Annotated in this window: 11 protein-coding genes; 3 read left to right on the forward strand and 8 right to left on the reverse strand. The window is 62.1% G+C overall.

The window, feature by feature from the left end:
- Positions 1 to 346: 346 nt before the first annotated feature.
- Both ACFE7D_RS06640 and ACFE7D_RS06645 read right to left on the reverse strand, forming a co-directional pair.
- Positions 347 to 661, reverse strand: a complete 315-nt coding sequence (locus ACFE7D_RS06640) for a 2Fe-2S iron-sulfur cluster-binding protein (RefSeq protein WP_375394641.1) — start codon at positions 659 to 661, stop codon at positions 347 to 349.
- Positions 662 to 731: 70 nt separating this feature from the next.
- Positions 732 to 1,412 carry a pyridoxamine 5'-phosphate oxidase family protein gene (locus ACFE7D_RS06645; protein WP_375394642.1) on the reverse strand — a complete coding sequence of 227 codons (681 nt, stop codon included), beginning with the start codon at positions 1,410 to 1,412 and terminating at the stop codon, positions 732 to 734.
- 103 nt (positions 1,413 to 1,515) lie between these two features.
- On the opposite strand from ACFE7D_RS06645, the gene ACFE7D_RS06650 reads away from it, so the two are divergent.
- Positions 1,516 to 2,976: a PLP-dependent aminotransferase family protein gene (locus ACFE7D_RS06650; RefSeq protein ID WP_375394643.1), complete on the forward strand. Its 1,461-nt coding sequence runs from the start codon at positions 1,516 to 1,518 to the stop codon at positions 2,974 to 2,976.
- 65 nt (positions 2,977 to 3,041) lie between these two features.
- On the opposite strand, the gene ACFE7D_RS06655 is transcribed toward ACFE7D_RS06650, so the two are convergent.
- From ACFE7D_RS06655 to ACFE7D_RS06675, 5 genes are all read right to left on the reverse strand, one after another.
- Positions 3,042 to 5,444, reverse strand: a complete 2,403-nt coding sequence (locus tag ACFE7D_RS06655) for a TonB-dependent receptor (RefSeq protein WP_375394644.1) — start codon at positions 5,442 to 5,444, stop codon at positions 3,042 to 3,044.
- Positions 5,445 to 5,853: 409 nt separating this feature from the next.
- Positions 5,854 to 7,347, reverse strand: coding sequence for an MFS transporter (locus ACFE7D_RS06660; RefSeq protein WP_375394645.1), 1,494 nt, complete (start codon positions 7,345 to 7,347; stop codon positions 5,854 to 5,856).
- An 86-nt stretch (positions 7,348 to 7,433) separates the two neighbouring features.
- The gene (locus tag ACFE7D_RS06665; protein WP_375394646.1) at positions 7,434 to 8,372 is read right to left on the reverse strand and encodes a LysR family transcriptional regulator; all 939 of its coding nucleotides are present in this window, start codon (positions 8,370 to 8,372) and stop codon (positions 7,434 to 7,436) included.
- Between the two features lie 55 nt (positions 8,373 to 8,427).
- Positions 8,428 to 9,339, reverse strand: a complete 912-nt coding sequence (locus tag ACFE7D_RS06670) for a fumarylacetoacetate hydrolase family protein (RefSeq protein ID WP_375394647.1) — start codon at positions 9,337 to 9,339, stop codon at positions 8,428 to 8,430.
- Positions 9,340 to 9,375: 36 nt separating this feature from the next.
- The gene (locus tag ACFE7D_RS06675; protein WP_375394648.1) at positions 9,376 to 10,503 is read right to left on the reverse strand and encodes a cupin domain-containing protein; all 1,128 of its coding nucleotides are present in this window, start codon (positions 10,501 to 10,503) and stop codon (positions 9,376 to 9,378) included.
- Between the two features lie 132 nt (positions 10,504 to 10,635).
- Between ACFE7D_RS06675 and ACFE7D_RS06680 the strand changes: the two genes are divergently transcribed.
- Positions 10,636 to 11,571, forward strand: a complete 936-nt coding sequence (locus ACFE7D_RS06680) for a carbon-nitrogen hydrolase family protein (protein WP_375394649.1) — start codon at positions 10,636 to 10,638, stop codon at positions 11,569 to 11,571.
- A gap of 1 nt (position 11,572) precedes the next feature.
- Positions 11,573 to 12,220, forward strand: coding sequence for a flavin reductase family protein (locus ACFE7D_RS06685; RefSeq protein WP_375394650.1), 648 nt, complete (start codon positions 11,573 to 11,575; stop codon positions 12,218 to 12,220).
- Between the two features lie 2 nt (positions 12,221 to 12,222).
- Here ACFE7D_RS06685 and ACFE7D_RS06690 read toward each other — a convergent pair whose 3' ends face one another.
- Complete coding sequence (locus tag ACFE7D_RS06690; protein WP_375394651.1) at positions 12,223 to 13,794, reverse strand: benzoate-CoA ligase family protein; 1,572 nt, start codon at positions 13,792 to 13,794, stop codon at positions 12,223 to 12,225.
- Between the last annotated feature and the right edge of the window lie 74 nt (positions 13,795 to 13,868).

Consider the following 13,868-nt stretch of genomic DNA (forward strand, 5'->3'; position numbering starts at 1 on the left):
TCTCAAGCCGATTGGGAATCCCCCAGGCGATTCAAATAAATAGAAAGCGACTCTAATGACGACTACGGATTGGATGTATTCACTGTTATTAATACATACGCGCAAAAGACATCGGCCATGAAATTTGTTGCGCGAAAGATCACGCTTGAATAGCTTCGGTCATCGGCGCTGCTTGTCCCTCGAAAGCGGAGGCGACGTCAACGCGCGAACCTCCTCATCAAGGCCAGCGGCTGACCTTGCCTCACCGAACCTTGGTCACACAACTGCAAAGCAACTGGCTCGCCGCCACGATTTTAGCGTACAAGTCGCGTAAGTCGATACATTACAGCACCTTAGGCGTCCTGGGTCATTCTTCCGGAGCAATTGTCACCTGCATACCGCTCATCTCGTCCGATACTGGGATTTGACATGAAAGCCGGCTCATTGGCCGACGGTGGTCGGAGTTTTCGAGAATGTCGTCCTCTTCCTCGGTAATTTGCGGTATAAAAGCGCTATAGCGTTCGTCCACGTACACATGGCAAGTCGCGCAGGATCGGCATCCTCCGCAGATAGCTTCGATTTCACCGACGGTTGCTCGGATTGCCTCCATAAGAGATATTCCAAGATCGGCCGCGATCTGATGATCGTTGCCTTGGCGATCGGTTACCAACAAGTTTGTCATCTACGTCCCCTTATGTCCGCATTTCCGAGACCGAGGTGCATGTCGCTCGATAATAAGCCTCCATTCCATGTCAGTCGGCAGTGGGATCGACCAGGCGGGCAAGGTGTGAGAAATCTGGAACTGGAGTATCGGCGGCGCTGTTGGGATCGAGCAACGGTTCGGAAATACCGTTCTTGACGGGGATGACGCCCGCCCAGACAGGAAGATGAAAATCTTCCGGATAGGGGTTTGGAAAACCTTCGCGGATTTTGGCGGACGCTTCCTCGATCGGCAGCTTCATGACGCAAACCATCTGAAGCTCTTCCTCGGACGGTTGCCGGATGTGTGGCCAGCGGCCGGGATAGAACTTTTCGATCAATTGTTCGAGCGCCGCCAGCTTCTCCACTCGCTCGGCGGCCTCCACCGGTTCCCCGTAAATGATGACCGAGCGATAGTTCACCGAGTGGTGCAGAGCAGCGCGGGCAGCCACGAAGGCGTCCAGAATCGTTGCGACGAAACAACATTGCCCATCTGGGCGCACCGAACCGAACAGGCGGTTCTTTTGCGATCCATGGAAATAGACGTGATCGTCGATGCGCCAGAAGGCCATCGGCAACACCGACGGCGATCCATTGTCGAACCCCAGATGACCCAATACCGCCTTGTCGAGAATGGCGTTGATACTGGCACGATCGAATTTGCCGCGTCCCGGAAATCGCTTGAGTTTCGTACGACTGGTCCGCTCCAGCTTTGCCGTGGCAGTCGCTTCCATCTTCAGGCTCCTCGACGGGTCATCGCTTTTGATCGAAGCAGTGTTATGAAACTGGTCCTTCTTGCGGAAGGACCAGTAAACGCGGCGTCGTGGGGCCAGTCAAATGCGCAGGAAGCAGCTGCAGATTTCTATCACGCTTCGGGAAGGAGCGACAATCGGGCGGCAGATCGCCGATGCGATCCGCGATGCGATCCGCGCCGGTCGCCTGGCCGCCGGCGAAACCCTGCCCTCGTCACGTGATCTTGCCAGCCAGCTCGGTGTGGGGCGCAACTCGGTCCTGGACGCGATCACGCTTTTGTCGGACGAGGGCTACGTCGTGACCATACCGGCGGTCGGGACATCGGTAGCCGCCGCAGGGCAGCCGCCGCCGCAGCTGCAAGCGACACCGCTGGAAGACGTGAAGCTGAGCGACTGGGCCAGTCAACTTCCGGTGCTTGATATGTCGGCCCGCCGGGCGGGGTGCCAGTTCGACCTCCGTCCCGGTCTACCTGACCTGCGTCTCATACCCTTCGACGAATGGCGGCTCAGTGCGGCGCGAAAGCTCAAGACGCTTCGCAGCATGATCGGGCCTTATGGCGATCCCCAGGGCGATGCGGAACTCCGAGCGCAGATCGCCCAGTACGTGGCCAGGTCACGCGGCATCGCGGGAAATGGCGACAACGTAATCGTAACCTCGGGCGCTCAGCAGGCGTTTGATCTGATCGCGCGCGTCTTGATTGCACCCGGTCAAAAGGTTGCGGTGGAGGATCCCGGCTACCTTCCCGCCATTCTGACCTTCAAGGCTGCCGGGGCAGCGCTGTGCCCGGTGACGGTCGGTCGCGAAGGACTGGAGGTGGCGGAGATTCCGGATGGGACGGCCATCGCCTACGTCACGCCGTCACATCAATATCCTCTCGCGGGGACGATGACGATCCAGCGACGCCGCGAGCTTCTTAGCTGGGCAAATTGCCATAGGGCGTTCATCATCGAAGATGATTACGATAGCGAGTATAATTACTCGCGCGAAAGACTGCCCGCATTAAAAGCGTCGGATGCGATGGGCCGGGTCATTTATGTGGGCACGTTCTCCAAGAACCTGATGCCCGGGATCCGACTGGGCTATCTCATCGTACCCGCCGAGCTGCGCGATGTACTTGTCCGTGCGAGGTGGCTGTCGGACCGACATTCCGACACGACGTCGCAATCGGTCCTGGCGGAATTCATGAGCAGCGGTCTGTTCAGCCGTCATATCGTAAAAATGGCTGCGATCTATCGCGAGCGCCATGCGATGCTGCATGGGTTCACGGACGCATTGGCTGACGCGGGTGCGGAGCTTCTACCCAGCAGCGCTGGACTGCACAGTTGCATACTCCTTTCCCCGCACGAAAACGAAGATCAGCTGATCCAAGCGGCGGAGGCTGCCGATCTGGGCCTCTATGGCTTGCGGCAAAACTACCTCGGCCAACCAGAAGCCGCCGGCTTGATTCTCGGGTTTGGCAACGCGAGTGTCGATACTATAGAAGTGGCATTGACCCGTCTCGTTGATCTTTTGAACAAGCGGACGATCGCCCGCAATTCCCACTAGTCTGCCGACAGGAGCCTGCGGTGAACCTAGGGGCTTGCCGGTTGAGATCGCCGCCCAAAGGCCAATCAGAAGTCCGTCTTGAGGGTCACCATGGCTATAAACTTAGCGTTCTCGTAATAGGTCGGTTGTGATGCAGCAATCACGGTTCCGTTTCTGCCAACCGTGGCTACGGCGTTGCCCGTTGGACTGGCGATAGAACCCAGATAAGCGCCATCGAAGAGGTTGACGAGGTTGAGCTGAATCGTCGGGCGCTTTACAAGTGAGAAACTGGGGAAGCGGTATCCAATGCTGAAGTCCGTCTGTTTATATGACGGCATTTTCTGGTCGTTCATGAAGGTAGAATACTGCGAACCATTGTATTTTTCCGACAAGGTTACAAAGAGCGCTCCGTTGTCATATGTCAAGTTAGCTGACGCCTGGAACTCTGGAATGCGGACGGCGGTCTTACCTCGCGTGGGAAGGTAGTCGGCCCCGACCTGAAAGTCATCTTTTGTCTCGGCATGCAGATATTGTGCAGAAACATACGGGCTGAAGTTGTGCAGTGGCCGCAGACCGAACTCGGCATCCACGCCATAAATCTCTTCCTTGCCGGCCGAGATTGATGATTGAAAGAGCGCGCCATTGGCTATCACGATGGTATTGACCTGATGGTTGCGCAGCAGGTTATGGAAAGCCGCCACGGATAGGTTGAACACTCCCTGGTAGCGATAACCGATTTCCTGCTGAAAGGAGAATTCCGCCGGAGTGCCAGGTGCACCGAAATACGTTCGGCCACCGGTTGAGACGTTGAAGCTATCGAAATATGTCGGGCCAGGCGTCGGTGGCCGCGCATTGGTTACCAGGTCCGCAAATATCTGTCCATGTTGACCAATCTTGAACGTCGCCCCGATGCGGGGAGTAACGAGATGATAAGACACGTCCACTGGCGGGCTTGATCCCGGAAGGTAGCTTTGGCCCTTCACGGTGTTCACAATGTATTTCACTCCGCCGGAAATCTTCAGCCGGTCTCCCATCAGCGTCAAATCATCCGACAGGTATCCGGCGATAATGTCGCGGTTGAAGGCGTAGTTCTGGGCAGCGACCGTAAGGCTGTTTCCGACCGCAACCGAAGGGCCGCCCCGCCCGTTCAGGAGGCTGTCCTGGTTGATGGCGACGCCATTTTGATCAACGGCAGCGAATGGCGAAACGGTGACCTGGTGAAGGCGGTCATACCAGATGCCCGCAGTAAAGACGTTAAGGCCCGCCGTCGCAGTGACATATGCGTTTACGCCGGGTTCATATTGCTTTTGATTCACTACCGCCAGAGCGTTAAACTTGCCGGCGACGGTGTAGGGAACGTTGGCAGCAGATGTGTAGAGTTGATTGCCGTAGTATAGTGACGCGGTATTCAGAAACGACTCGCCGCCGCTGCCGATAAATCCGTACCTGTAATACGGAGTTACATTCAGGCTAACGGCGTTGCCGAGACGGATGGTAGATGGTGCGGCCACCACATAGAGCTTCCGTCCGAACGGCATGAAGGCGTAATAATTGGTCTGCCCGAAGATGTATGTATCGGCGTAATTCGAATTGTCGCCAAGGGCCTGAAACTGAGCTAACGTAGGAATGCTAGACCGCTGATCGAAGAGCGAGTTATACTGAAAAAGAAGCTCGGACTTCGAATCATCGTTCCAGTCCTTGACCAGCTTTAGATCGACATGCTTGCGTCTGCTGTCGCCAGTCCCGCGCCAGTTGTCCGCTTTGTTATACGAAAAGGAAGCCATTCCCCGGAGGCCGCTTGATCCAATATCACCGGTCTCGAGCCGGATGAACCCTCGGTACGAGGCATAACTGCCGCGGCTCAGCGAAACGGTTCCGCCCGCCTCCTTGCTGGGATCACGCATCTGAACGTCGACGAGGCCGCCGGATGCGCTGATGACGGGAGAGGACAAATCGCTGGTGCCCTGCGTGATGGCAACGGCCCTGATATTTTCGTTGTCGATCCATTCGTTCGTATCGGGAAGGTAGCTGTTGGGATCGCCAGCCGGAACGCCTTCTACCACGAAACCCATCTGGGTCTGGCCGATGCCGCGCACCGACAGGTCGCTGCGCTCCGACAATCCGAAAGGATTGTCCTGACCGACATCGACACCCGGCGCGAAGCGAATGGACGCCAACGAATTTTGAAGAGGACTTTGCTTGGCTATGAAGCCTTGGCCGACGGTCGTGCGAACGACCGGCACGGTCTGGATGGCGATCATGCCGCCGCCGGCCATCGACGTCTGCCCCGTGTGGGCGGTTACGACGATATCGGCGTCAGTTGCCGATTGCGATACATCCTTGACGGGAGCCGCAGACGGAGCGGAAATAGGTTTGGCAGTCGAATCCCCAGCGTCGGTCGTCTGGGCTTGAGCAAAGGCTGGAGTCTGGACGCCGAGTACGAATGCAAATACTGCGACGGATCCTGCGTTTAGCAACACATGCTTCATGACTGCCCCCTTTAAGTTAATATTCATTACGAAGTCCGCCGCCGCAGTCGATGTTGTTCCATCTTTATGATCGGGCGGCGTATATCATCTTCGCCTAGTATATAGCTTTTCACGCTACCTGCCGACATACCGCTCGTAATACGATCTAGCCGGCATAGTCTGACACACCAAACAGAGCATGGCGCGCTAGCTAATGCTCGAATTCATATCCCGACACCTGTGGAAACGATTTTGACCACGCGTCCAATCACCGTCCAATCGCGTTTCTCAATTCTGCAATAAAAGATTATTTTATGACATTTAGGCTTCGCACCGCAGGATCGCCCCGTGGGCGAGTGATCGATCCGAGGTCGAGCGAACACATCGCTTTCTGGTCGTCGAAAGCTCGGGGCAACGCCTGGAGGGCCAATCAATCTTCTTTGCCGACCACACGAAGAGCTGGAGACGCCGCCTTCAGGCGGAACGCCGGCTCCGCGCGACGCTGGGGCTGCAGATCACCGCGTGGCAGGCACTGCGATGGGCTTGCTGCGTCTGGGCCAAGCATCGCCGATCTCAGCCTGAACAAAAGGATCGTCGCCATCAGCGCCGCCGCCGAGGCCGTGACGCAAACGGCTGTGCGCAGGGGGTGCGGCGATCCGGCCCCCAGACCCGAGAGCCAACCGATCATGACCGGTCCTATGCCGGTGCCGAAGGCGTTGCAGCACAGGACATAAACGGCTGAGGTCCTGCTGCGCCTGTCGACCGGGGTGATGCGCTGGATCAGCGCAGGGGCGACCCCCAGCGGCAATCCCAGCACGTAATGGAGACACCCCGCCGACACTAGCAGTTGCGCGCCGCCGCTCGCAAACTCGAACAATGCGAACAGTGGAATGGAGAGGCAGGCCGTTGCCAACGGTACGATGACGTGCGAGTCCTGCCTGCCGCGCTTGTGCAGAGCGTCGGCGATGAAACCGCCGGACAGCACACCGGCCGGCGCGACCACCAGCAGCGTGAGGCCATACAGCAGGCCGATCCTTTTTGGCGACCAGTGCAGCTCTCGGGATAGGATGGCCGGAAACCAACTCATCATCGCGTAACTGCATGCGATGAGGCCTGCCATCCCGACGAACAGCAGCGCATAGACGCCGATGCGCGCGAGCGGATCGTTGGCAATAGCGACACCGTCGTCGGATCGTGCGCCGGAAAGTCGTCTGGTCTCCTTCATCACGAGGAAGGCGATCACGAAGAGGACGCCTGGGAGCGCCGCCACGACAAAGGTCTGCTGCCACGGCCGCAGGTCCGCGACGAACGGAATCCAGGCGCCGCCTCCGGCCACGAAATACGCGTAGACGATGCCGGCCGTCAGCATTGCGAGACCAGCACCAACCAAGCCGCCGATCTGGAAAACGGCAAAGGCAAGGTTTAGGCGGCCCCTGGAAAAGCGGTCGTGAATGATGGCGTAGCTCGACGGGACCAGTGCCGCTTCCCCCGCGCCCACACCGATCCTCCCAATCATCAACTGGGTAAAATTCGCCGCGAAGCCGCAAAGGGCGGTGGCTGCGCTCCAGATGGCGATCCCCCCGACGATCGTGCCTTTCCGCGACCATCGATCCGCCAGCCAGCCAAGCGGCAAGCCCAAGGTGGCGTAGAACAAGCCGAACCCGACGCCCGACAACAATCCGAGCTGAACGTCGCTGAGCCCGAGATCATGCTTGATCGGTTCCGTCAGCAGGGAAAGGACAAAGCGGTCGACAAATGAGAAGATCGCTGCGCCGGCGAGTAAAAAGACGATCAGCCAATCCGCCAAACCCGGTCCTTCGCGACGATTCTTTTCAGGCATTCGATGACTCTCCGTCCGGAAGGCAGCGCGCCGGTCTCCCTCATCGGCGGTCATGCCGCCGCGTGGATCGATGGCGAACGACATATCAACAGAGCGCCGACACGAGGTCGAATGGCGAGTTCTTATGATCCTGCATCAGAAAAAGTGATCGTTCGAGATTGCCTGACCCCTCACGTCGGGCGCAGATGGGCGGGATCGCAAGTCTCGGCATAGGTAGCAACGGCCTGGCAGGCGAGTTCGGTCAGATGTTCCACAAGCGGCTTTTTTAACGGTCGTTTCCAGCAGGCGACGATGTTGACCGACGGCAGCGCCTGGCGGACGTTCATCGGCGAAAGATCGCCGCGGGCCAGGTGATCGCGGATCAACGCCGGGGGCAGCGGCATGATCGCCAGCCCGGCCTTTACCAATTCGATCGCCGTCACCATGGAATAGGCGCAATCGATGGTCAGCCGCCCCTCACGGACCGGCATGTTGAGGATGCCGTAGCTCTTGAAATACTCCATCATCATATCATAGCCGGAACTGCCCGTTCTTTGCAGAATCACCTGGAGCCGCGACAATTCGACCACGTCGATCGGCGATTCGCAATCGAAGGCGCGCGGATTGGCCGTCCAGTCCTGGCCCAGGATGCAGACCGGCCGGGTCGCGACGTGCGGCTCGTCCAGCGGCCCGACAACGAAGATCAGGTCCATCCGGTCGTCCCGCAGCTCCTGGATCAATTGCCGGCTGGTTCCGGTGCCGAAGTACAGCGTCGCGGTCGGCATCGCGGCGGTCACCTCGCCGATGAAGAGCGGCAGCCATGACATCGTGACCATCTCGATCACGCCGATCGACACGGGCGTATCGAAGACGTTCTCGGTCCGCGCCAGATCGCTCAGCTCGGCCGACAGCGTGACGATCTCCTCGGCATGGCGCAGGATCCGCCGGCCGGCCTGGGTCAGCTCGAAACGTCGCTCGCCGCGATCGTAGAGCTGGACGCCCAGCAGCTCCTCGAGCTTGTTGATCCGGCTCGATACCGCAGGCTGCGTGGTGTTCAGTTTCTCCGCGGTGCGACTGAAGCTGCGCAGCCGGGTCAGCCAGACCAATGTTTCGAGGAAGCGGATGTTCATTCAACGCTACCTTCGCATGACCCACGCTGCCCGCCAAGATCCGTGCGGGGGCCGGTCAACCCGCCACAACTGAGTGACGCAGCGTGCCGATGTGCTCCACTCCCGCCTCGATCACGTCACCTGGCCAGAGCCACTCCTGCGGCGTGCGACCCGCACCGACGCCTTCGGGCGTGCCGGTGGCGATGATGTCGCCGGGTTCCAGCGTGATCCCCTGCGAGATGTCGGCGATCAGTTCGTCGACCTTGAACAGCATGTGGCTGGTGTTCGACCGCTGCTTCTCGACGCCGTTTACACTCAGCCACAGGTCCAGCGTCTGCGGATCGGGGATCTCGTCCGCCGTCACGATGCACGGGCCGATCGGCGCGTAGCTGTCCTGCCCCTTCGAATAGACCCACTGGCCGGCGCGGCGGCAGTCGCGCGCGCTCATGTCGATCACGACGGTATAGCCGAACACATGAGCGAGCGCGTCGGCGACCGACACGCGTTTCGCGGTGCGGCCAATGATCGCGCCAAGTTCCACCTCCCAGTCGAGTTGCTGGGTGATGTCGGCGCGGTGGACGATCGGGTCGTCGGGACCGATCACGCTGGTCGGCGGCTTGGTGAAGATGACCGGCTGCTTCGGCAGCTCGGGCGAGGTTTCGAGCGCCTGGGCGGATTCGGCGACATGGTCGATATAGTTGAGGCCGATGCCGAAGAGGTTCTTGGCCGGGCGCGGGATCGGCGCGAGCAGGCGGACGCCGGCGAGCGGCAGCGCCACGCCGATCGGCCATTGCCCCGCCGTCTTCGCGAACAGCGCGTTCACTGCCGCCACCGCCTGCGGTCCCAGCCGGATGAAGTCCAGCATTCGCGAAGGCAGCATCACCCCCACGCTCCGGCCATATTCTTCGAGGTCGACCACGAGATCGTCGACGAGCGCGCCGAGCCGTGCGGCCGCCTCGATCGTGGCGCGATAGGTCACCAGGCGCATTGTCGTCGTTTACCTTTCAGGAGGGACGTCACGCGGTCAGGACAGGACCGGCTGGTGCCCGTCGTTCTCGCCATACGCTTCCTCGCGATAGAGGCCGAGCGCGCGGATCACGGGCAGATCGTGGAACGAGAACAGGCACAGATCTTCGCTCTGCGATCCGTTGGCGAATTCGTGGAAGGTCCAGGACGGCACGCAGAAGATATCGCGCTCGCCGAACGCATAATGCCGCCCGCCGATCACCGCCGAACCCGAACCCCTGGCGCATTGGAAGACGAAGCTGCCGACCTGGCGGTGCGCCTGCGTCCGCTCGCCGGGGCGCAGCATCTGCATGCTCGCGCCCATCGTCGGCATCACCGCGCCGCCGGTCACCGGGTTGACGAAGTCGAAGTGGATGCCGTCGAAGCGCGAGCCGTCGCTGACCCGCGCATAATCGTTGAGCGCCTCATAGGTCCGCGCCCATTCGTAGCGCAGCAGCGGGGAATAGCGGCGCGACCATTCCTGCCCGGCGGGGCGCAGGCCGGGATGGCCCCAAATCGAGGTCGAGGCATCGACCGGCTCGGTGCGGGCCTGCGCGAGCTCGGGATGCACCTCGTAGAAATTGGCGTCGAGCGCGTTCATCAGCGGGATATCGAGCCCGTCCTGCCAGATGCAGGCGGTGCCGCCCTCGCGCACGCCATGCTCGTGCCAGGTGCCGTTCGGGGTCAGTACGAAGTCGTTCGCGCCGAGCGTGATCTCGGTGCCATCGACGACGGTATAGGCGCCCTCGCCCTCCATGATGAAGCGTAGCGCCGAGGCGGAATGGCGGTGGCTCGACGCGACCTCGCCGGCGTTCATCACCTGCAGCCCGGTATAGAGGAAGCCGACCGCGGCATCGATCTCGCGCCGGCCGGGGTTGAGCAGATACACGACGCGGCGCCCGGCCTTTTCCGGCGTGACGAGCTCCAGCGCGCGCAGCACATGCGGGCGCAGGTCCGCATAGCGCCACAGCATGGGCACGCTCGGCGGCGCGGGCTGCCATGGCTCGATCTTGTTCGCAACGGTCCACAACGCGCCCGCGCTCAGCCTATCTAGGTCTTCGTAGAAGTCGACCAGCGCGGGCGTGTCCGCGACGTTGGCGCGGCCGATCCGGTCTTCGCGATATTGGTCGTAGCCGGCCTCAGCCATTTGCGCGCGCCTTTCGATTGGCGGAGGGTATGCGGAGGCGTATCAAGGGTGTCAACGGATTTTCGAAAGAATGGGCTATTGTATATAAATATGCCTACGGTAGACTTGCGCCAAAGGTGAAGGACTGCAAACGTGACCAGCTACAGGGCCGCCGTCGTGCAGGCGGCATCGGTGCCGTTCGACATCGACGCCAGCGTTGCCAAGGCCGCGCGCCTGGTGCGCGAGGCCGCCGCGAACGGCGCGCGGCTCGCGGTCTTTCCCGAGGCGCTGCTCGGCGGATATCCCAAGGGTGCGTCGTTCGGCACGCCGGTCGGCCTGCGCAAGCCGGAGGGGCGCGCGGCGTTCGCGGCCTATCATGCGGCGGCGCTCGACCTGGCGGGACCGGCGCTCGACACGTTGCTGGCGGCGGCGGCCGAGACCGGCGTGTTCGTGGTGATCGGATGTATCGAGCGCGACGGCGCCACGCTCTATTGCACCGCTTTGTTGGTCGATGGCGCGAACGGACTGGTCGGCAAGCATCGCAAGCTGATGCCGACCGCCGCGGAACGCCTGATCTGGGGCTTCGGCGACGGATCGACGATGCCGGTGTTCGAGACCGGGCTCGGCCGGATCGGCGCGGTGATCTGCTGGGAGAATTACATGCCGATGCTGCGCATGGCGATGTACGACAAGGGCATCACCATCTACTGCGCGCCCACCGCCGATGATCGCGACGGCTGGGCGGCGACGATGCGGCACATCGCACTGGAGGGGCGGTGCTTCGTGCTCAGCGCCTGTCAGCACATCCGGCGCGGCGCCTATCCGGCGGATTATGACTGCGCGCTCGGCGACGATCCGGAGACGGTGCTGATGCGCGGCGGCAGCATGATCGTCGGGCCGCTTGGCGAAGTCCTGGCCGGGCCGGATCATGGCGGTGAAACGATCCTCTATGCCGATATCGACCTGGGCGAGATCGTCCGCGCCCGCTACGATTTCGATGTCGCCGGCCATTATGCGCGGCCCGACGTCTTCCAACTGACGGTAGACGAGCGCGCCCGTCCGCCGGTCGCGCGCATCACCGGCGGCTGACATGGAGTTCGACTTCCGCACCCTGCCTCAGGCCGCGCGCTACAAGCTGATGGGCAGTTCGATCACGCCGCGGCCGATCGCGTGGGTGACCAGCGTGTCGGCCGCGGGCGTCGTCAATGCCGCGCCGTACAGCTTCTTCAACATGATGGGCGACGATCCGCCGACAATCGCGCTCGGTCTGTTGCGCGGGGCCGGCGGCGGCTTCAAGGATACCGCGACCAACATCCGCAACAACGGCGAATTCATCGTCAACCTCGTCTGCGAGGATCAAGCCGAGGCGATGAACGTCACCTGCATGGACGCGCCGCCCGACGTCGACGAACTCGCCTGCGCCGGGCTTGCCGCGCTGCACTCCACCGCGGTCGCGCCGCCGCGCATCGCCGGCGCGCCGGTCAGCTTCGAATGCCGGACGCTGCACCTGCTGGAGACTGGCCCGGGCCAGTCGGTGGTGATCGGCGAAGTGCTCGTCGCGCATGTTGCGGATGCGTTCGTGCTCGACGCGGAGCGCCACCATCTCGACACGCCGGCGATGAAGCTGATCGCGCGGATGCACGGCAGCGGCTGGTACGCGCGCTCGACCGACCTGTTCCAGATGGCGCGGCCGAATTATGCCGATTGGCTGGCGCGGGCGGATGGCGGAACCGGGTAAGTCTACGCCGGCGGGCGCTGCCGCAGCTTGTACCGCTCGATCTTGCCGGTCGCGGTCTTGGGCAGCGCGTCGACGAACTCGAACCAGCGCGGATATTTGTACGGCGCCAGACGGCTCTTCACATGCGCCTTCAGCTCGGCCGCCATGTCGCGCCCGGCGGTTGCGCCGGCCAGCACCACGAACGCCTTGGGCTTGACCAGGTCGGCATCGTCGCGCCAACCGACCACCGCCGCCTCGGCGACGTCGGGATGGCCGATCAGCGCGCTTTCCACCTCGAACGGCGAAACGTAGATGCCACCGACTTTCAGCATGTCGTCCGATCGCCCGCAATAGACGTAGCGGCCGTCAGCGTCCTGCCGGAACTTGTCGCCGCTGCGTGTCCAGGCGCCTAGGAAGGTCTCGCGGCTCTTCTCCTGCCTCGCCCAATAGGCGGAGGCGGCGGTCGGCCCCTTGATATGCAATTCTCCCACCTCCCCGTGCGGCACCGGCTGGCCGGTCTCGTCGAGCAGCGCCAGCTCGAACCCGTCGAGCGGGCGGCCGGTCGTGCCGTGGCGGACGTCGCCGGGGCGGTTGGAGAGGAAGATGTGGAACATCTCGGTCGATCCGATGCCGTCGAGGATGTCGACCCCGAAGCGGGCGCGCCAGCGCTCGCCCAAATCGGCCGGCAAGGCCTCTCCGGCCGAAGTGCAGACGCGCAGCGCCGACATTTCCGCGATCGGTGCCTCGGGCGACGCCAGCATCGTGGCGTAGAGCGTCGGCACCCCGTAGAACACGCTCGGCCGATGCGCGCGCAGCCGCGCGAACACCGCCGCCGGGGTCGGCCGCTCCGCCATCAGGATCGCGGTCGCCCCGGTCGCCAGGGGGAAGATCAGTCCGTTGCCGAAGCCATAGCCGAAGAATAGTTTCGCCGCCGAGAACGTCACGTCGGCCTCGTTCAGCGCGAGGATCTGGCGCGGGTACAGTTCGGTCAGCGCCGCGATGCTGCCGTGCAGGTGGATCGTCCCCTTGGGCCGGCCGGTCGATCCCGACGAATATTGCCATAGGCACGGTTCGTCCGCCCGGGTCGGCGCGGCGTGGCGTCGGGGCGGGGCGGCGGCAAGTGCCTCGGCCATCGGCGTCGCACCGGGCGGAGCGCCCTCGCCGGCGAACACGACATGCTTCAGAAACGTCCGGTCGGCGCGGATCGGCGACAGCGCTATCCATGGCGCCGCCGACACGACCAGCGCCACGGCGCGGCAATCGTCGAGCAGATACGCATAGTCGTCCGAGGTCAGCAGCGGATTGACCATCACCGGCACCACCCCGGCCTTGATCGCGCCCAGCGCCGCGGTGACGAAGTCGATCCCGTCCTCCAGGCACAGCAAGATCCGCGCTTCCTGACCGATGCCGAGCACGCCGAGATGCCCGGCGAACCGGTCCACGCGCTCCGACAGTTCGGCGAACGTGTAGCTGCCCGCGTCGTCGACGAACGCGACCTTGTCCGCGCGGCGCGGCAGGTTGCGGTCGATCAGGTCGCTGGCGGCATTGTAGGTTTCGAACATCGCTGCCTGGATCCCCGCTTCTTCGCTGAACATCGGAGAATAAGGATCGCGGCGCAATCTTTTTCGAAAATAATTGCTATTGTCGCAAACATGCCGCAGCAGCCCGG

The sequence above is a fragment of the uncultured Sphingomonas sp. genome, assembly GCF_964244235.1.
Lineage (GTDB): Bacteria > Pseudomonadota > Alphaproteobacteria > Sphingomonadales > Sphingomonadaceae > Sphingomonas.